Source organism: Mameliella sp. CS4, assembly GCF_019392335.1.
In the GTDB taxonomy this organism is placed as follows: domain Bacteria; phylum Pseudomonadota; class Alphaproteobacteria; order Rhodobacterales; family Rhodobacteraceae; genus Antarctobacter.
In genome coordinates, this window is sequence record NZ_JAHXRQ010000006.1 from 93,571 (window position 1) to 111,662 (window position 18,092).

Sequence of the window (18,092 nt, forward strand, 5' to 3'; positions counted from 1 at the left end):
GGGGAGTCTCGAGTCCTGCGGTCAGCGACGACGGGCGAAAACACTCTTCCAGAGGCCAGAGACCAGCCTGCCGCGCGCGGCATGAGCAGCCCGGATGGCATCACGATGACGGGCGTCGGTGGCGGCTTCGAACATGGCGGACCTCTTTGAACAAGCATTCCTTGATGATCCCAACCTATGCAGTCGTAAGAAAAGCGACAAACGAGACTTCCCCGTCGTTCAGTCAAGATATACTTGTGTGTCCATGTCCGAACGCCTCCCCCCTCTGACCGCCCTGCGTGCCTTTGACGCCGCCGCCCGCCACATATCCTTTGCCAAGGCGGCCGATGAATTGAACGTCACGCCCGCCGCGCTGTCCTTCCAGATCAAGAACCTCGAAGAGCACCTGGGCGCGCCGGTGTTTCGCCGCCTGAACCGCGCGGTGGAGCTGACAGAGGCCGGGCGCCTCCTGGCGCCGGGGACCGCCGAGGGGTTCGAGCGGCTGATCACTGCCTGGCGGGCCACACGGCGCCTGCAGGACACCGGCAAGCTGACGGTCACCGCTGGCCCCGCCTTCACCGCCAAATGCCTGGCGCCGCGGCTCTACGACTTTGCCCAGGCTCACCCGGATATCGAACTGCGCTTTGTCGCTGGCCTGCGCATGATGGATTTCGACCGCGACGAAATCGACGTGGCCATCCGCTACGGCTATGGCACGGACGAGGGCCTGTTCAGCGAACATCTCCTCGACGAAGGCGTGACACCGCTGATGCGACCCGACCTGGCAGCGCTCTACCCCACCCCGGACAGTCTGCTGGAGGCGCCCTTGCTTCAGGATGCCTCGCATGACTTCATGGACCCGCCCGCTGGTTGGCCCGAATGGTTCCGCGCCTGCGGCATGACGGGGTGTCCCACTCCGACCGCGCGCTTTTCGCAGGCCGATCACGCGCTGGACGCGACGCTGGCGGGCGGTGGCGTGGTCCTGTCGCGCACGTCGCTGGCACAAAGGCTGCTTGCTTCGGGACAATTGGTCGCGCCGTTCGACATCGCCCTGACGACAACCGCGCGGTTCCGGTTTCTCTGCGCCAAGGGAACGGAGACACGTCCGCAGATCGCCGCGTTCCGCGAATGGCTGTTTGAGGAAATCAGGGCATTGCCCACGGGACTCGAGGGCAAGACGCTGATCTCTGTCGATGACCTGTCCCGGGCCTGAGTGCCAGTCCGGGCCAGGTCTTGAATGAACCGTGCTACATCACGGCCTGCGGCGCGAGCCGCGCAATCTCTTCCTTGATCCTCAGCTTCTGTTTCTTAAGGTCCGCGATGAGCAGGTCATCGGTACTCGGAGCACGTTGCGCCTCTTCCACGGCTTCCGACAGGGCGTGATGCTTCCTTTTCAGTTCCTGCAAGTGCGAACTCAAGCTCATGGGATCCTCCTTTCAGATGATGAGACTCTCAGTGCAGCACAGAATTTCTCGCAAGTCACGCTGCGGCTGCATCATGGCTTCGTAAAAATGTAACATGGATAAAGGTCAGTTTCGACCTGCCGGGAATTCCAGCGGCGCAGCCTGCATCATGATCGCCTCGAAACGCGCGGTATAGCGGTTTCCCGGCTCCTCATGGCGGTCCCCGGCGTGAATCACCGCCCCCGCGTGGAAACGGAAGGGCGCGCGCCCTTCCTTGCGTCCTCGCAGCAGGATCAGGCGCGGCGGACGCCCCTCGCGCGGCAGCAAGGGCAAAAGTTCCAGCGCCCCCAGCCGCCCCTGCATGGCGGCGATCAGGTCCGGCAGGCGTTCGGCGCGCTGGATAAAGGTCGCGTAACCGCGCGGCTTCAGCCGCCGGGCGGCGCAGGCGACCCAATCGGCCAGTGGCGTCTCCCCCGCAAGGGCGATTTCCCGCCCACTTTCGTCGGCACGGATCCGCTTGCCAGCCTCGAAATAGGGTGGGTTGGCAAAGACATGGTCAAAGCTTTGCGCCTTCAGCTCCGGCGGCGGGTCGGAGAGGTTGCCGGTCCATATCTCCGCCTCCAGCCCGTTATGCGCCAGGTTTCGGCGCGCCAGTGCGGCATAGCCCGGTTGCAGTTCCAACCCGCTCAGGCGCAGCCCCGGCACCCGCGCGCCCAGGCAACACAGTCCCGGCCCCGCGCCACAACCCAGTTCCAGCACGCTTTGCCCCGGCTGTGCCGCCACGGCGGCCGCCAGCACAACCGGATCGGTCCCGGCGCGGTATCCCTCTTTCGGTTGCAACAGGCGCACCTTGCCGCCCAGCATCGCGTCCTCGCTCAGCGCGTCGGGGGCAAAGGGCTCAGCCCTCAAAGTTCACCCCGGCCTCGCGCAGCAGGCGCCGGGCCTGGTCGATCTGGTCCGTGCGCACCATCAGCCGCCGCGGCAGAATGCCTATGGAGCCTTCGAGGACGCTCATGTTTACGTCCAGTTCAAAGCTGTCTATACCCTCCTCGTTCAGAAGGGTCCGGACCAGCGGGATCAATGTGATGTCGTTTGTGCGCAAGAGCTCTTCCATGTCGGGGATGTAAGGACAAGGCGCACGATTTGTCGAGCCTTGCACGGGAGTTTGATGAGCTTGGACGACGCCATTCAAAAGCCGCATGAACGTCTCGCCGCGCTGCTGGCCGGGGATCTTGATGAGGTCAACGCCCTGATCCGCGCGCGCATGGCGTCGAAACATGCGCCCCGCATTCCCGAGGTGACGGCCCACCTGGTCGAGGCCGGGGGCAAGCGGCTGCGCCCGCTGCTGACGCTGGCGACGGCACGGATGTGCGGTTATGACGGCCCCTACCATGTCTACCTCGCCGCAACGGTGGAGTTCATCCACACAGCGACGCTGCTGCATGACGATGTGGTGGACGAAAGCAAGAAGCGGCGCGGACGGCCCACGGCGAACCTGCTGTGGGACAACAAGTCCAGCGTGCTGGTCGGCGACTACCTCTTTGCGCGCTCCTTCCAGTTGATGACCGAAACCGGCAACCTGCGGGTGCTGCGCATCCTCAGCGATGCGGCGGCGACCATCGCCGAGGGCGAGGTGCTGCAACTGACGGCGGCGCAGGACCTGTCGACGACAGAGGCCATTTACCTGCAGGTGGTGCGCGGCAAGACGGCGGCGCTGTTCTCGGCGGCGACCGAGGTCGGCGGCGTGATCGCCGGACGACCCGAGGAAGAGGTCAAGGCGCTGTTCGACTACGGCGACGCGCTGGGGATCGCCTTTCAGATCGTCGATGACCTGCTGGACTACTGGGGGTCGGATGCGACGGGCAAAAACGTGGGCGACGATTTCCGCGAGCGCAAACTGACCCTGCCGCTGATCAAGGCCTTTGCCGCCGCGAGTGAGGAGGAAAAGGCGTTCTGGAAGCGGGTGATCGAGAAGGGCGACCAGCGCGACGGCGACCTGGAACATGCAATTGAATTGCTGAACAAGCACGGCGCGCTGGAAGCAACCCGGCAAGAGGCGCTGGCCTGGGCCGCGCGCGCCAAGGCCGCGATGGAAAGCCTGCCGCAAAGCGAGTTGCGCAACCTGCTGATCGACCTCAACGACTACGTGGTAAGCCGGGTCAGCTGACACGGGGAGGAGATCGCCCTCCCCACACCACCTCTCATCGCAATGTCGTGGGCCTGACCCACCAGCCCGGACGGGCAGCCGAGAGGACGGCGGCAGCGCTCTCCGCAGCGGCGCGCGTGCCGAACAGGGCGAAACAGGTCGCGCCAGAACCGGACATTCGGGCAAGCCGGGCGCCCGCGAGTCCCCCCAGCAGTTCAAGAACTTCGGCGATGACAGGTTGAACGGCAATCGCTGGCGCTTGCAGGTCGTTGCGCTGTTCGGCAAGCCAGTCCAACGCCGCCATTGGCCCGCCCGTCTCAGGCGTGGGCGTCATCGGCGCATTGTCCTTTTGACCCAGGGCCCGGAACACCGCTGGCGTGGGGACCTCGACGCGAGGATTCACCAGAAGCGCCGGAAAAGGCTCCATGACAAGCGGCGAGACCTTTTCCCCGATGCCCTGCATGCGTGCCGCCTGTGCTGCCATGCAGACGGGCAGGTCCGCGCCCAGATCGGGCAGATGCACGCCAGAGGGACGATTGAACAACTGTTCCATGCCCCGCAGGACCGCCGCCGCGTCGGAGGAGCCGCCGCCAATGCCAGCGGCCGCCGGCAGATGTTTGTCCAGGGTGATCGACACCGGTTCGCCAAATGCCTCCGACGCCTTCCAGCAGAGGTTCCTCGCATCCTCTGGCACGCCCGCCGCCATCGGCCCGGTCACGCGCAGCGACATCTCACTTGCCCGCGCGACAGTCACACGATCCCCGAGATCCGCGAACATCACCAGCGAGTCGAGCAGGTGATAGCCGTCCGGCCGCTGACCGGTGACGTGCAATGTCAGGTTGATCTTGGCAGGGGCAAAGACCTCAATTGCCTGCGCTGTCATCGGCAAGTGTCAGCGGCGGTGAGCCTTCTTCCTCAAGGACCTGATCCAGCCCGACCTCGATCTTGCGCTTGATGCGTTCCGGGTCCGCCTCGGCGGCGGCGTCTTCCCAGTCGACGAAGGACAGCGCACGTTTCCACATGAATTCCGCCTCGCGTTCGCGCCCCACGGCCCAGTAGACATCTCCCAGGTGATCGTTCACCACCGGGTCGATCGGCATCAGCTCGGCGGCGTGCTCCATGTGCGGCACGGCCTCTTCGTAGCGGCCCAGTCGGTACAGCACCCAGCCCAGGCTATCGACGATGTACCCCGCGTTGGGCCGCGTCTCGACCGCGCGTTCGATCATGTCGAGCGCCTCGTCCAGCTTGACCTGCTTTTCCACCAGCGAATAGCCAAGGTAGTTCAGCACCTGCGGCTGTTCCGGGTTCAGGTCCAGCGCCTTGCGGAAATCGGCCTCGGCCTCGGTCCACTTGTCCAGTCGCTCATAGGAAATGGCGCGGGCGTAGAACAGGAACCAGTGGCGCTCCGAGATCTCGGCGACCTTGGACAGCGCCTCGGAGTAGGCCGTGACCGCCTCGTCATAGCGTTCATCTTGGCGCAGGTAGTCGCCCAGCGTGGAAGAGACCACCGGCATCGATCCGTGGGATTTCGCAAGCTCTTCCAACACGGCGATGGCTGCATCCATGTCCCCGCTTGCGCGCAACGCCTCTGCGCGGCCCAGTTCGGCAGCGTGATAGGCCTCGTTCTCCTTGGGCACCTTGGCATAGGTTTCGATGGCCTGATCATACTGACCGATCTTGGACAGCACCTCTGCCGACAGCAGGATCGCGTCGGTATGATCCTTGCGCAGATACTCTGCCATCTGCGCATAAAGCAGCGTCAGGTCCTCGTTGTTCTCGGAGGCCAGCGCGCCAGCAACGGTGTAGAACACCTCTGCGATGCCATCGCGGGGCGAGCGCACATGCGTGAAGGGCACGGTTTCCCCGCCTTCGAGACGGGTGCGCAGATCCTCAAGCCCCGGGTCCAGATTGCCGCCAAAAGAGTCGGTCAGCAGCTGGACGGCGTCGTCATTCCGGTCAAGCTGGCTGAGAATCTCGGCGTGGGCCATGACTCCACGGCGGGTCGCTGCCAGTCCCGAGCCCTGTTTGCCCCCCAGGATCAGCTCGGCGCCCTCGTAGTCGCCCACGGAGGCCAGCGCAAAGGCCTTGTGATAAGCGGCGAAGGGCGCCAGCCCCTGGATGCCCGCAACCTCGTCAAAGGTGACAAGGGCGCTGGTCATGTCGCCTTCGCCCAGCTGGGACCAGGCCTTGACCAACCCGTCGGCCAGCGGGCCAAGCCCGCGCTTGTCGTCGATGGCCTGGACGATTGCGCCATAGGCCTCACCGCGTGCGTCACGGGCCACAAGCGCCATCTGGGCGATCTGGCTGGAATAACCGTCCTGCGCGAGGCGTTCCGCATAGCTTCCGGCCCGGTCGACCTCGCCCAGCGAGATATTGGCCAGCACCGCGCGTTCCAGCAATTCGGGACGACCCGGATCACGGGCCAGCGCCTTGCCGTAGTAATGCGCGGCGGATTTGAAATCGCCCAGGAAACTGGCCTGGCGCGCGGCCAGGTAATCGCCCGCGAACCCCTGTGCCGATGCAAGCGAAGGCAGCACTAGCGCCGTCGCCAACAAGGCCGCGCGCACCGTCTGTGTCCAAGCTGTCAAGATGCCGGTCTCCTCAGTCGCCATTTCGCCAAAGCCTAGAGCGGTTGAGCAGGCAAGGCAATCACGACAGGCCGGAGAAGCGGGGGCGCGCTTCACCTCCTTGTGAGGCATTGCCGGTTTCGCGGGCAGGCTGCCCGTGTCTGCCGCTGGTTGAACTTTTCTCACGGTGATGAAAATTTGGGCGCATCCGGAACGAGGGCGATCATGCTGCACAATTTGCGATCTCTGGGGCCCGCTGTCGCGCGGGTCTCACCCGTCGAAGCCCTGCGTGCCGGGGTGGGCGCCATTGCCGGGCTTGGGCTGGCCGGGCTGTTCCTGTTGTCGCCGGCGGTCGACCTGCAGTTAGGCCTGTACCTGATCGCGCCTTTCGGGGCGACATCGGTGCTGCTTTTCGCGGTGCCAAACAGCCCCCTGGCACAGCCCTGGTCGGCAGTGGTGGGAAATAGCGTCGCTGCCCTCGTTGGCGTGGCGGTCTGCCTGACCGTGGCCGACCCGGCGCTGCGGATCGCCTTGGCGGTGGGGCTGGCAATCACCGCAACGATCCTTTGTCGCGCGGTGCATCCTCCTGCGGGCGCCGTGGCGATGACCGCCGCGATGAGCCCGGGCGCCATCGAGGAACTGGGGTTCCGCTTTGCACTGGCACCCGTTGCGGCGGGCACCATCGTGCTGGTGGTACTGGCCGCGATCTATGCCCGATTGACCGGCCGCCATTACCCGTTTCGACAATTCGAGACCGGCGCCGACGCGGCGCCCGGATCGCGGATGCCGCTGGACCTCAGCGAAGAGGAACTCGCAGGATTGCTCGACCGCTATCGCCAGTCCTTCAATCTCGGTGTCGAGGATCTCGCCCGCCTGATCGGCGCCGCGGAACTGCAGGCCGCCGCCCATACAGCCAGCGGTGCGACCGCCGCGGAAATCATGTCGGACAAACCGATCACGGTCCGGTCCGACACCGGTCTGGGCGAGGTGGCGGACCTGTTCCGACGGCATCGCTTTACCTCATTGCCGGTGGTCACGGGGGAAGGCAGGTTCCTGGGCGTGATCTTTCAGATGCACCTGATCGACCGGGCCAGGCAGGACGCCTTGCGGCTGGAGCGCGGGTATCTCGCGGCCTTCCGGCGGCTGGTGGACCGAGAGCGGGATATGCCGGTGCGGGCCGAGGACATCATGGACGTGGCCGGTCCTCGCGCCACGCCGGGAACACCCATCGCGGCGCTGCTGCCGATGATGGCCGATGGCGCGGTGGACGCGGTGCCGGTGCTGGAATACGGCCAGCTTGTCGGGATCGTGACCCGCACCGACCTGATCGCCGCCCTTGCCCACCGGGCCCTGCGCGGCGCCTGACGCACGCCCGAACGAAAAACGGCCGGGGTCGTCAGACCCCGGCCGCCGGAACGCAGTGTCTCGTATGATCACATGTTGGGATAGTTCGGCCCTTCGCCACCCTGCGGCACCGTCCAGTTGATGTTCTGGCTGGGGTCCTTGATGTCGCAGGTCTTGCAGTGGACGCAGTTCTGGAAGTTGATGACGAAACGTGGGCCGCTTTCGTCCTCGACCACCTCGTAGACCCCCGCCGGGCAATAGCGCTGCGCCGGCTCGGCGTATTTCGGCAGGTTGATCGAGGTCGGCACATGCGGATCCTTCAACTGCAGATGCGCGGGCTGGCTTTCTTCGTGATTGGTAAAGCTGAAAGAGACGTTGGTCAGCCGGTCAAAGCTGAGCTTGCCGTCCGGCTTGGGATAGTCGATCGGCTCGTACTTGGCCGCCATGCCGGTCGCCTCGGCATCCGTTTTGCCGTGCGACAGGGTGCCAAACAGCGAAACACCCAGCAGATTGTTCGTCCACATGTCGAAGCCGCCCAGCGTGAGGCTGGCGGTGAGGCCGTATTTCGACCACATCGGCTTGACGTTGCGGACCATCTTGAGGTCCTTGCCGATGGCGCCCTCGCGCACCTCGGTCTCGTAGTCCGACAGCTCGTCGCTGGACCGGCCGTCCTGCAGCGCGGCATAGGCCGCCTCTGCCGCCGCCTTGCCCGAGAGCATGGCGTTGTGGTTGCCCTTGATGCGCGGCACGTTGACCATGCCCACCGAACAGCCCAGCAGCGCGACGCCCGGCGCCACCATCTTGGGCATGGACTGGTAGCCGCCTTCGCTGATCGCCCGCGCGCCGTAGGCGACGCGCTTCCCACCTTCCAGCAGCTCGGCCACCATCGGATGATGCTTGAAGCGCTGGAATTCCATGTAGGGGTACAGGTAGGGGTTTTCGTAGTTCAGGTGCACGACGAAGCCCACGTAGACCTGGTTATTCTCCAGGTGATAGATGAACGACCCGCCACCGGCGTTCGACCCCAGGGGCCAGCCCATCGTGTGGGTGACGCGCCCCTCATGGTGCTTGGCCGGGTCGATCTCCCAGATCTCCTTCATGCCAAGGCCGAATTTCTGCGGTTCGTGGCCCTGCGACAGGTCGAATTTCTCGATCACTTCCTTGGACAGCGACCCGCGCACGCCCTCGCCCAGGAAGACGTATTTGCCCAACAGCTCCATGCCCGGCTCATAGCTGGGGCCCGGGGTTCCGTCGGGGTTCTTGCCGAATTCGCCCGCGACCACGCCGCGCACCTCGCCGTTCTCGCCGTAGACCAGTTCGGAACAGGCCATGCCCGGAAAGATCTCGACGCCCATCGCTTCGGCATGTTCGGCCATCCAGCGGCAGACATTGCCCATGCTGACAATGTAGTTGCCGTGGTTGTTCATCAGAGGCGGCATCGGCCAGTTGGGGATGCGGACCTTGCCCGCCTCGCCCAGCATGTAAAAATTGTCCTCGGTCACGGGCACGTTCAGCGGCGCGCCCTTTTCCTTCCAGTCGGGGATAAGCGCATCCAGCCCGCAGGGGTCCAGCACCGCCCCCGAAAGGATGTGCGCCCCAACCTCCGATCCCTTTTCCAGCAGAACGACGTCCAGGCTGTCGTCGAGCTGTTTCAACCGGATCGCGGCGGAGAGGCCCGCGGGGCCCCCGCCTACGATGACGACATCGTATTCCATGGATTCGCGCTGAAAGTCGGACATTCCGGCTCCTTCCCTTCGAGGGGTATTGAAATTTTCTTTCGCGACTGAGTAGCGCGGCAGTGCAGCACAGGTCAATCACGACACGGCGTTGCAAGGTCCTATTGCGACACTGCCGCGCGTTCCCCTGCCCCTTCCCGCATGAAAAAAGCCGCCCGAAGGCGGCTTTCCCATGTCTCCGGGGCACTGAGTAGCTCAGAAGACCGGCACGATCTCTATCTTGCCGCGGTCCGGGCCGACCTTGAGCAGCCGATAGGCATTGGTCCCGAAATACAGCGTGCCGTCCGGCGCCTCTGCCATCGCGGTGATCCATTCCGCCGGGCCGCCGCGCAGCCGCTCCCCCTTGAGCAGACCCTCGGGGCCATCCTGCGCCACGGGCACGAACCGCAGGTCCACGCCCTTGGTCAGTATGTATGTCTCCCCCTTGGCGTCGATACCCGCGTAGTTGAAATAATCCTCGCCCAGGTCGATCAGTTCACCCGACCCGTCCGGGGCCAGCATCATCGAGTCCATGTTGGTGCGCAGGACCATCATCCTGTCCCCGTCCATCCGCACTGCCTTTGGATAGGAGACACGGTAGGGCGTTTCGGACATCTCGAACGCGCCGGTGCCGAAATCCACCGTCACCACGTTGCTGACATAGCCGTCGTGCAGCTGCTTGAAATCGGCCTTCTGCAGCTTGGTCAGGTCGTCCGGCTCGTCCGCCTTCTCCTCGGCGTCGGACTTGGTGTAGTTGGTCAGGATCAGCGCCTTGTCCGCGCCCGGCGCCAGGGCGATCAGGTTGGACTTGATCTTGCCCATCGCCACACGCGCCGTCTGTTCACCGGTGGCCGCGAACAGCAGGCTGACCGAATCGTCCTTGTAATGCTGGTCGAGCACGGCAATGGCGCCAGAACGCGGGTCATAGGCCATGTCGTCCACGTCCGAGGCCTTCCAGGCAAAGGACATGTCGGCGGTCTTGTAGGCGGTCAGCGTGTCGGCATCGTCGCGAAAAAACACCAGCTCGCCATCGGCGCCATGCACGATCTGGCGCACCAGCTCCGAGACATAGCGCCGGTCGGTCACCTCCAGTGTCCCGGCGGAAAGCGTATAGACCGTCCGGTTGGTCCCGCCCACAAGGACAGTCTGCCCGTCGGGCGAAACACTGATCGTTTCGATGGACTGGGCCTGGGCGAATGTGGCAGCAATGCTGGAAACCGCGGCGACCGCGGCAAAGGAAATAAGGGAACGCATATCAAAATCTCGTTGCTAATGGAGTGCCTGACAGAGTACCTGCGCCTTTTAGAAAGTCAAACCTGCAGGCGGACCGGAAAAATCCCGCTGGTCTGACAGGCAGCTTGGCTTTACATCGGCGCGACAGGCGACGACACTTCCCCAAACACTCGCTGAAAAGGCAGAGACGATCCGAAAATGGACAAGATCCTGATGACCCGCGCGGGTTACTCCGCGCTCGAAGCCGAATTGAAGCAACTCAAGTCCGTGGAGCGGCCCGCCATCATCCAGGCGATTGCCGAGGCGCGCGAGCTGGGCGACCTCAAGGAAAACGCCGAATACCATTCGGCGCGCGAGAAACAGGGATTCATCGAGGGTCGCATCAAGGACCTCGAAGGGGCCCTGGGCCTGGCCGAGGTCATCGACCCCAAGACCCTGTCCGGCGCGATCAAGTTCGGCGCCACCGTGACCGTCGTCGACGAGGACACGGACGAGGAAAAGACCTGGCAGATCGTGGGCGAATACGAGGCCAGCGTCGAAAAGGGCCTGCTGAACATCAAGTCGCCCATCGCCCGCGCCCTGATCGGCAAGGAAGAGGGCGACAGCGTCGAGGTGCGCACCCCGGGCGGCGCCAAGTCCTATGAAATCCTGAGCATCGCCTACAAGTAAGGCTGACACGCCATGAGCGACCCAAAGGACGCCCGCCCAACGCTGCCCGGCCTCTATGCCCGCGGCGCGGCCGAGGGCGTCACCGGAATCGAGATTGCCGCGGCGGTGATCTCGGTCGTCTGGGTCGTGATCTCGGGCTGGTATTTCCTTGGCCTGCCAGAGGACGAAGGCGGGCCTCTGCGGTTCCTGCTGGCGCTCATGGTGATCGTCATGCCGGTGGCCCTGATCTGGGTGGCGGCCCTTGCGATCCGCGCCGCGCGCATCATGCGCAGCGAAAGCGCCCGCCTGCAGGCAGCCATCGACGCGATACGGCAGGCCTATGTCGCCCAGGCTCAAAGCGGCAAGGGCCAGCCGCCGCATCCGATGCTGGTCAAGCGGCTGGACGACATCGCCAGCGCCCAGAAGAACCTGGAATCCACGCTGGCCATGCTGGGCGGCATCCGCCAGGGCGGTCAGCCCGGCGCCCTGCCCGCCCCCGACGGGGCCGAGGGCGACGATCAGCCCGCGCTGTCGCTGGGCACCCCGGCAGAGGCGCTGCAACCGCCCCTGCCCAATGCCGATTACATCCGCGCCCTGCATTTCCCAGAGACCGCCGAGGACGAGGAGGGCTTTGCCGCCCTGCGCCGCGCGCTCAAGGATCGCGGCACAGCCAAGCTGATCCAGGCCGCCCAGGACGTGCTGACCCTGATGAGCCAGGACGGCATCTACATGGACGACCTGCGCCCCGATCTGGCCCGTCCCGAAACCTGGCGCGCCTTCGCCCAGGGCGAACGGGGCCGCCCCATTGCCTCGCTAGGGGGTGTGCGCGACCGGTCCTCGCTGGCGCTGGCGGCGGGGCGGATGAAACAGGACCCGATCTTCCGCGATGCGGCGCATCATTTCCTGCGCCGTTTCGACACCAGCTTTGCCGGTTTCGAACCGAATGCCTCGGACGAAGAGATCTCGGCCTTCGCCATGACCCGAACCGCGCGCGCCTTCATGCTGCTGGGCCGGGTGGCAGGCACCTTCGACTGACCCCACCGGCCCGACCGATGCCGCGCCACCGCGCCTGGCACGCACCCCTGTTTCTTTGGGCCAAAAAATACTCTCGGGGGAGGCGCCGCAGGCGGCGGGGGCAGAGCCCCCTCCGAGGTTACAACCCGAAGCTGCCGAAGGGGATGTAGCGCACCGGGTCACCGGGTGCGATCTGCGCCGCAGCATCAGGCAGTTCCACCAGCCCCTCGGCCCAGCTCAGCCCCGAGATCCGCCCCGAACCCTCGGACTTGAACACTTCCGCGCGACCGTTGCGTAGGCGCGCGCGCAGGTATTCGCGCCGCCCCGGCTTCTTGGTCTTGGTGAAAGCGGCGGGCACGGTGTAGCCCGCAGGGTCGTCCCACCCCGCCCCGGCCAGCAGGCGCAGCGCCGGGCGAGCAAAGACCAGCGCGCAGACAAAGGCCGCCACCGGGTTGCCCGGCAGGCCAAACACCGGCTTGCCCCGCCAAAGCCCCAGCGCCAGCGGCCGCCCGGGTTTCAGCGCGATGCGCCACGCCGTCAGCGCCCCGGTCTCACGCAGGAGCGCCGAAACATGATCCTCGTCCCCTGCCGAAGCCCCGCCCGACGTCAGGATCGCGTCCACCTCTGCCTTGTCGAGCCGCGCGCGCAGCGCGTCGCGGTCGTCCGGCACATGGCCCAGATCGACGGGGGCGTGGCCGAAACGCGCGATCAGCGACAGCAGCATCGGCCGGTTGGCGTCATAGATCTGGCCCGGGCCAGCGACCTCACCGACGGGGACGACCTCGTCCCCGGTCGACAGGACGCCGACGCGCAAGGGCGTGTAGACGGGCAGATCCGCCAGCCCCGTGGCCGCCGCCAGCGCAAGATCAGCCGGGGTCAACATCCGCCCCCGGGGCAGGATCTCGTCGCCCTCACCCACGTCCTCACCCGCGCGGCGCGTATTGGACCCGGGTTTGACCGGGGCACGAAAGGCCACCGCAGCGCCATCCGTGGCACAGTCCTCGTCCAGCACCACCGAATCCACGCCTTGGGGCAAGGCGGCGCCGGTCAGCACGCGGATGGCGTGGCCGGGCGGCACATCTCCCGCAAAAGCCAGCCCGGCCGCGGCCCGGCCCTCGACCAGCGGCAAGGTGAACTCTGCCGCGTCGCCGATGGTGGCGGCGGCAAAGCCGTAGCCGTCGACGGCGGTGTTGGGCAGCGGCGGGTTGGCCCGTCGGGCGGTCAGCGGCGCCGCCAGCACGCGGCCCGCCGCCTGCATCACCGGCACATCCTCGCGCGCGACAACCGGGTGCAGGCGGTCGCGCAGGGTGGCCAGCGCCTCGTCCACCGGCGTCCAGTCGACGCCGGGCGGCAGGGCAAAACAATCGTTGTTCAGGGGGGGCGGTTTCAAACTCATGCGGCCAGGGTCCCCATCAATTCACTTTCGGCGCCAAGCCCCAGGATCCATCCCTCTTCGGGGGCCTCGACCGACAACATGGCCCGCAGGCGCAACGGGTCCAGATCCGACAGGGCGCGGGCCATCAGGCGGACTTGAACCGCGTCGCGAATCTCGCCTGTCCCGGTTGCCGCGCGCACGGCACCGTTGATCAGGCCGGGCCATATCTCGACAAAGGCAATGGGCCGGTCCAGCGGCTCAAACGGCCAGACCGCAACCTGACCGGCAAAACGCTGTCGCAGCCGTTCCAGCACCGGCACCCCCATGATGACCTGTGACCCGACCGCCCCTGCCCCCGCCAATTGCCAACAGGTGAATGTGCCCGTGGCGGACGTCTCGCATTTGCGGCGGTCAGGAAACGGGTTGCTGTAGGTCGCCTTGGTGCGGGACAGGCCGGTGATGTCGCGCTTCAGGGCATTGCCCCAGAACGGCCCCCGTCCCCGCGCAAGACGACCGTTGATGTCACCGGCCAGATCAAAACGGTTGTTCTGCGTCGGCGCATCCTCGACCCGCTCTGCCAGCCAGCGCCAGACGGAAAAGGCATCGCGTTCCCCGGTCAAGGCCTCGGCGAACCCCGCCGGATATCCGAATGGAAAGTCGACGCCGACGATAAGGCGCTCCCCCGCCACCAGCGCGGCCTCGATCTTGTTTGCCAAGGTCTCTTCGGCCACCTGTCGGTTGCGCTGATACAGCGGCCCCTCCTCGCCCTCCGGGCCAGTCTCACCAATCCAGATGGCATCCTTTCTAGGCGTCGGGCCGGCATCGTTGCCGCCCGACCAGTCGACCATCAGGAAACGGTCAAACCCGGTCATTCCGCCGCCCTTGCCAGGCCGACCTCCGCCAGGATGAAATCGGCCACACCCACGGTATCGTTGAGGTCAAAGATCGGCCGGTCCAGCGTCAGCGCCGTGTCCGAGGCGACGGCGCGCACCGTCGGGTCCTCATGGGCGATCAGCGGGTTGCCCGTCTCGGCGCGGTAGGCCTCGATCTTGGGATGGCGGTCGCGCTTGTAGCCCTCGACCAGCACCAGGTCCACGGGCGCCAGCCGCGCCAGCAACTCGTCCAAAGTGGGTTCCCCGGACCCGCGCAGCTCGATCATATGCGCAACCCGATTGCGCGAGGCCAGGATCACCTCGGAGGCGCCGGCGTGGCGGTGGCGATAGCTGTCCTTGCCCGGGTGATCGACGTCAAACGTATGATGCGCGTGCTTGACCGTGCTGACGGTCAGCCCGCGCCCGGTGATTTCCGTCACCAGCCGTTCCATCAACCCGGTTTTTCCCGCGTTTTTCCAGCCTGTCACCCCGTAGAGCCTCATAGCAGCGCCTCCGCCTGTGCCAGATCCTCCGGCGTGTTCACGTTGAAGAATGGATCGAAGGGCGTCGAGGGAAAGAGCGCCTCGCGCCCGCCGTGTTTCTCGGTCCAGAGCACGACCTTTTTCAACCCGCCGGCCAGCGCCGCGCGCAGATCGTCGCGCAGCGCCACGGGCCAGAGGCCGAAGGTCGGGTGCCGGATCAGGCCAGAGCGCGACTTGCTGCGGGTCTGGGCATCGCCCTTGGTCGCGGCCAGCACCAGCGGGTGATCCTGTCCTTCGCTGGCCAGCAATAGGCGCGGGACCAGATCACAGGGAAAGAAGGGCGTGTCGGCAGCAACGCTGACCAGCGTGTCGGCGCCCTGTTCCGCGGCCCAGTCGAGACCGGCGAGAACCCCGGCCAGCGGGCCCGGAAAACCGTCGATGGAATCCGCAACCACCGGCAGGCCAGTCTCGGCAAAGCGCGCCGGATCGCCATTGGCATTCAGCGCCAGCACCGCCACCTGTGGCGCAAGCCGGTCGATCACGCGGGACAACAGCGTCTGTCCACCGAGCGACAGCAGGGCCTTGTCCCCGCCCCCCATGCGCGAGGCCAGCCCACCCGCGAGGATCACGCCAACAGGCTGTTTCATGCCTGCCCCGCGCTCTTGCGGCGGTGCTTTCGGTCTTCCTCGGGCACCCCGTCCGGGTCCATGTCACGGACCAACCTCTCGGCGCCGGACAGGCAGGTGAACCGCTTGCCGCGCATCCGCCCGATACAGGTCAGCCCCACCTGCCGCGCGATCTCGACGCCCCAGGCGGTAAAGCCGGACCGCGAGGCAAGGACCGGGATGCCCATCAGGGCCGTCTTGATCACCATCTCCGAGGTCAGCCGCCCGGTGGTGTACAGGATCTTGTCCTCCGCGCTGACACCCTCGCGGAAGATCCATCCGGCGATCTTGTCCACCGCGTTGTGGCGCCCCACGTCCTCCATGTAGACCAGCGGGCGGTCGCCCTGGCACAGGACGGTTCCGTGGATCGCCCCGGCCTCCAGGTACAACGAGGGCGTCGTGTTGATCTTGTGCGCCAGCGCATAGAGCCAAGAGGTCCGCACCTCTGTCGCGGGCAGTCGGACCTGTTCCAGCCCCTCCATCATGTCGCCAAAGACGGTCCCCACGGCACAGCCCGAGGTGCGCGTCTTTTTCTGCATCTTTTCTTCGTAAGTGGTCTGCGAGACGGTGCGCACGACGACAGTTTCCAGCTCTTCATCGTAGTCGATACCGGTGATCTCTTCACCGTCCGCCAGCATCCCCTGATTGCGCAGGAACCCGATGGCCAGGTACTCGGGGTAATCCCCGATGGTCATGGCAGTGACGATTTCCTGCCGGTTGAGAAAGATCGTCAACGGGCGTTCCTCGACCACGGACACCTCGACCTCGGCGCCGGTGTGATCCGTGCCGGTCACGGCGCGGGTCAGGCGCGGTGCACGCGGGTCGGGCGCGATCAGGTAGTCCGACGCGAGGTCATTATCCGGGTGGTCAGCAGGTGATTGCATCTGGCCTCTCCCCTGGGCTAGGGCGAAGTGCGTTGGTGAGGGTGTAGTCATGGACGGCACAGATGTGATGTCAAGCTATTGGCGCGGGGTGCGAAATGCCCTGCCCTTCCTGTTCGTGGTCGGCCCCTTCGGAATGCTGTTCGGCGTCGTGGCCACGGATGCGGGGCTGAACATCTTTGAAACACTGATGTTTTCCATCGTCGTCATCGCGGGCGCGGCGCAGTTCACCGCCGTCCAGCTGATGCAGGACAACGCGCCGACCATCGTCGTGCTGGTTTCGGCGATGGCGGTCAACCTGCGGATGGCCATGTATTCCGCCTCGATCACGCCGCATCTGGGGCCTTTGCCCCTATGGAAACGGATGTTCGTCGCCTATTTCCTGGTGGATCAGGTCTACGCGGCCTCGATCATCGACTACGAGGAACGGCCCCAGCAGTCGCTGACAGAGAAATTTGCCTTTTTCATGGGGGTGGCGACGCCGATCTGCCCGCCCTGGTACCTGTTCACCCTGGTGGGCGCCTGGGCCGGAGAGGCGGTGCCGCCGGAACTTGGTCTCGATTTTGTGCTGCCCATCGCCTTTATCGCGCTGTTCGCGCCCGCGCTGCGCACCGGCGCCCATCGCGCGGCGGCCCTGGTGGCGGCACTCATGGCGCTGGCCTTCGCGTTTCTGCCCTACAACCTTGGCCTGATCGTCGGTGCGGTGGCAGGGATGATGGCCGGCGCCGAAATCGAGCGCCGCGCCGGGATGCAGGCTGACCGGAGGCCGGGCGCATGAAGGACCTCTGGATCGTCATCATCGGGATGGGGCTGGGCTCTTTTGCCCTGCGCTTTGTGTTTCTGGGGCTGGTCGGTGACAGGGCCATGCCGGATTGGCTCTTGCGGCACCTGCGCTATACCGCCGTGGCGGTCATGCCCGCGCTGGTGGCACCGCTGGTCATCTGGCCCAGCGCCACGGGGGGCGAAACAGACCCGCTGCGGCTGGCCGCTGCCGCCGCTGCGCTGATCGTGGGCTATTTCTCGAAAAGCCTTTACGGCGCTGTCGGCGCAGGCGCCGCGGTCATGATCGCGGGCGCCTGGCTGCCGATCTAAGTCTTGCTCAGGGCCGAGCGGCCTGCGTCTTCTTGCCGGCCTCGAGCGCGGCGATTGCCGCATCCTTGTCGTCCGAATCGTTTTCGCGCAGCTCACGGCTGGTCACGTTCGACAGCTTGGCAAAGCGGTTGGCCAGCTTCATCGGCGTCCAGATGCCGCCCAGCGACTCGAACCCCGGCAGCTGACCCAGTGCGTCGGACACCGCGTTGGAGCACAGAGCGGGCGCCGCCGCCCCCTTGGACTGGACCAGCTTAAGCGCGCGTTCCGCCACCGCGCCGTCCACCGGACGGCTCAGCGCCAGCATCCGGTAGGTGCTGCGGGCATGCGCGCTTTCATAGAACTGCTTGGCCTGCGGGGTGATCCCGTAAAGGACGTCGCCGATCTCGGGCACGTTCTGGAACCGGACAGATCCGGCAGGGTCGTAGATCACCCGCTGCGAGGGCGCATTGATGAGCATCGAGGAATGGGCCCCGGCCCCGGTCCGGTTGTTGATCATCGTATAAAGGATGATCTCGGGCTCACCCGGATGGCGGTAGGCGGCGGCCGCCGCCTGTTCCGGTGTCGCGTCGGGACCGGAAACGCTGCCTGCGCAACCGGCCACGAAGAGCGAGGCGCCAAGCCCCGTCATCGCCGCACGTCTGTTCATCATGTTACCCCACCCCGCCCCGTGGGGCGG

20 protein-coding genes are annotated in these 18,092 nt (G+C 65.8%); 7 read left to right on the forward strand and 13 right to left on the reverse strand.

Translation table 11 applies throughout. The features are described from left to right. The first annotated feature begins 244 nt into the window (after positions 1 to 244). Entirely contained in the window at positions 245 to 1,192 is a 948-nt protein-coding gene (gcvA, locus tag KZZ07_RS09810; protein ID WP_219513845.1) for a transcriptional regulator GcvA, read from the forward strand. A 34-nt stretch (positions 1,193 to 1,226) separates the two neighbouring features. On the opposite strand, the gene KZZ07_RS09815 is transcribed toward gcvA, so the two are convergent. The 3 genes from KZZ07_RS09815 to KZZ07_RS09825 all read right to left on the reverse strand — a co-directional run bounded on the left by KZZ07_RS09815 (position 1,227) and on the right by KZZ07_RS09825 (position 2,496). Next, positions 1,227 to 1,403, reverse strand: a complete 177-nt coding sequence (locus KZZ07_RS09815) for a YdcH family protein (RefSeq protein ID WP_219513847.1) — start codon at positions 1,401 to 1,403, stop codon at positions 1,227 to 1,229. 105 nt (positions 1,404 to 1,508) lie between these two features. After that, the gene (locus KZZ07_RS09820; RefSeq protein ID WP_255564265.1) at positions 1,509 to 2,291 is read right to left on the reverse strand and encodes a tRNA1(Val) (adenine(37)-N6)-methyltransferase; all 783 of its coding nucleotides are present in this window, start codon (positions 2,289 to 2,291) and stop codon (positions 1,509 to 1,511) included. After that, positions 2,281 to 2,496, reverse strand: coding sequence for a putative signal transducing protein (locus tag KZZ07_RS09825; protein ID WP_219513849.1), 216 nt, complete (start codon positions 2,494 to 2,496; stop codon positions 2,281 to 2,283). The genes KZZ07_RS09820 and KZZ07_RS09825 overlap by 11 nt, the downstream gene beginning before the upstream one ends. Before the next feature lie 54 nt (positions 2,497 to 2,550). Between KZZ07_RS09825 and KZZ07_RS09830 the strand changes: the two genes are divergently transcribed. Next, positions 2,551 to 3,549: a polyprenyl synthetase family protein gene (locus tag KZZ07_RS09830; protein ID WP_219513851.1), complete on the forward strand. Its 999-nt coding sequence runs from the start codon at positions 2,551 to 2,553 to the stop codon at positions 3,547 to 3,549. A 34-nt stretch (positions 3,550 to 3,583) separates the two neighbouring features. Here the strand turns inward: KZZ07_RS09830 and KZZ07_RS09835 are convergent, their stop codons facing one another. Together KZZ07_RS09835 and KZZ07_RS09840 are read right to left on the reverse strand one after the other, a co-directional pair. After that, positions 3,584 to 4,411 carry a 4-(cytidine 5'-diphospho)-2-C-methyl-D-erythritol kinase gene (locus KZZ07_RS09835; RefSeq protein WP_219513853.1) on the reverse strand — a complete coding sequence of 276 codons (828 nt, stop codon included), beginning with the start codon at positions 4,409 to 4,411 and terminating at the stop codon, positions 3,584 to 3,586. Next, positions 4,392 to 6,116, reverse strand: a complete 1,725-nt coding sequence (locus KZZ07_RS09840) for a tetratricopeptide repeat protein (protein ID WP_370631100.1) — start codon at positions 6,114 to 6,116, stop codon at positions 4,392 to 4,394. Before KZZ07_RS09840 ends, KZZ07_RS09835 begins: the two co-directional genes overlap by 20 nt. A gap of 204 nt (positions 6,117 to 6,320) precedes the next feature. Between KZZ07_RS09840 and KZZ07_RS09845 the strand changes: the two genes are divergently transcribed. Further along, positions 6,321 to 7,460: an HPP family protein gene (locus tag KZZ07_RS09845; protein ID WP_219513855.1), complete on the forward strand. Its 1,140-nt coding sequence runs from the start codon at positions 6,321 to 6,323 to the stop codon at positions 7,458 to 7,460. A 68-nt stretch (positions 7,461 to 7,528) separates the two neighbouring features. On the opposite strand, the gene KZZ07_RS09850 is transcribed toward KZZ07_RS09845, so the two are convergent. Then, on the reverse strand, positions 7,529 to 9,178 hold the full coding sequence (locus tag KZZ07_RS09850; protein WP_219513856.1) for an electron transfer flavoprotein-ubiquinone oxidoreductase: 1,650 nt from the start codon (positions 9,176 to 9,178) through the stop codon (positions 7,529 to 7,531). A gap of 192 nt (positions 9,179 to 9,370) precedes the next feature. Further along, a complete protein-coding gene (locus KZZ07_RS09855) occupies positions 9,371 to 10,408 on the reverse strand; it encodes a hypothetical protein (protein WP_219513857.1) in 1,038 nt (345 codons plus the stop codon). A gap of 177 nt (positions 10,409 to 10,585) precedes the next feature. Between KZZ07_RS09855 and greA the strand changes: the two genes are divergently transcribed. Beyond that, entirely contained in the window at positions 10,586 to 11,056 is a 471-nt protein-coding gene (gene greA / locus KZZ07_RS09860) for a transcription elongation factor GreA (RefSeq protein WP_219513858.1), read from the forward strand. Positions 11,057 to 11,068: 12 nt separating this feature from the next. Beyond that, a complete protein-coding gene (locus KZZ07_RS09865; protein WP_219513859.1) occupies positions 11,069 to 12,070 on the forward strand; it encodes a hypothetical protein in 1,002 nt (333 codons plus the stop codon). Positions 12,071 to 12,188: 118 nt separating this feature from the next. Here KZZ07_RS09865 and KZZ07_RS09870 read toward each other — a convergent pair whose 3' ends face one another. Genes KZZ07_RS09870 through KZZ07_RS09890 form a run of 5 tightly spaced genes read right to left on the reverse strand, consistent with a single transcriptional unit; the run spans position 12,189 to position 16,327 of the window. Continuing rightward, positions 12,189 to 13,445, reverse strand: a complete 1,257-nt coding sequence (locus KZZ07_RS09870) for a molybdopterin-binding protein (RefSeq protein ID WP_219513860.1) — start codon at positions 13,443 to 13,445, stop codon at positions 12,189 to 12,191. After that, on the reverse strand, positions 13,442 to 14,296 hold the full coding sequence (locus KZZ07_RS09875) for a molybdopterin guanine dinucleotide synthesis (RefSeq protein ID WP_219513862.1): 855 nt from the start codon (positions 14,294 to 14,296) through the stop codon (positions 13,442 to 13,444). Before KZZ07_RS09875 ends, KZZ07_RS09870 begins: the two co-directional genes overlap by 4 nt. Beyond that, positions 14,293 to 14,799, reverse strand: a complete 507-nt coding sequence (gene mobB, locus KZZ07_RS09880; protein ID WP_219513863.1) for a molybdopterin-guanine dinucleotide biosynthesis protein B — start codon at positions 14,797 to 14,799, stop codon at positions 14,293 to 14,295. The genes KZZ07_RS09875 and mobB overlap by 4 nt, the downstream gene beginning before the upstream one ends. Next, positions 14,796 to 15,425 (reverse strand): molybdenum cofactor guanylyltransferase MobA, encoded by a 630-nt coding sequence (gene mobA, locus KZZ07_RS09885; protein ID WP_219513864.1) that lies wholly within the window; start codon positions 15,423 to 15,425, stop codon positions 14,796 to 14,798. Before mobA ends, mobB begins: the two co-directional genes overlap by 4 nt. Then, positions 15,422 to 16,327, reverse strand: coding sequence for a formate dehydrogenase accessory sulfurtransferase FdhD (locus tag KZZ07_RS09890; RefSeq protein WP_219513865.1), 906 nt, complete (start codon positions 16,325 to 16,327; stop codon positions 15,422 to 15,424). Before KZZ07_RS09890 ends, mobA begins: the two co-directional genes overlap by 4 nt. Before the next feature lie 49 nt (positions 16,328 to 16,376). On the opposite strand from KZZ07_RS09890, the gene KZZ07_RS09895 reads away from it, so the two are divergent. Continuing rightward, positions 16,377 to 17,102, forward strand: a complete 726-nt coding sequence (locus tag KZZ07_RS09895) for an AzlC family ABC transporter permease (protein WP_219513866.1) — start codon at positions 16,377 to 16,379, stop codon at positions 17,100 to 17,102. Then, positions 17,099 to 17,416: an AzlD domain-containing protein gene (locus KZZ07_RS09900; RefSeq protein ID WP_219513867.1), complete on the forward strand. Its 318-nt coding sequence runs from the start codon at positions 17,099 to 17,101 to the stop codon at positions 17,414 to 17,416. Before KZZ07_RS09895 ends, KZZ07_RS09900 begins: the two co-directional genes overlap by 4 nt. Before the next feature lie 7 nt (positions 17,417 to 17,423). Here the strand turns inward: KZZ07_RS09900 and KZZ07_RS09905 are convergent, their stop codons facing one another. After that, complete coding sequence (locus KZZ07_RS09905; RefSeq protein WP_370631102.1) at positions 17,424 to 18,065, reverse strand: hypothetical protein; 642 nt, start codon at positions 18,063 to 18,065, stop codon at positions 17,424 to 17,426. Positions 18,066 to 18,092: the final 27 nt, after the last annotated feature.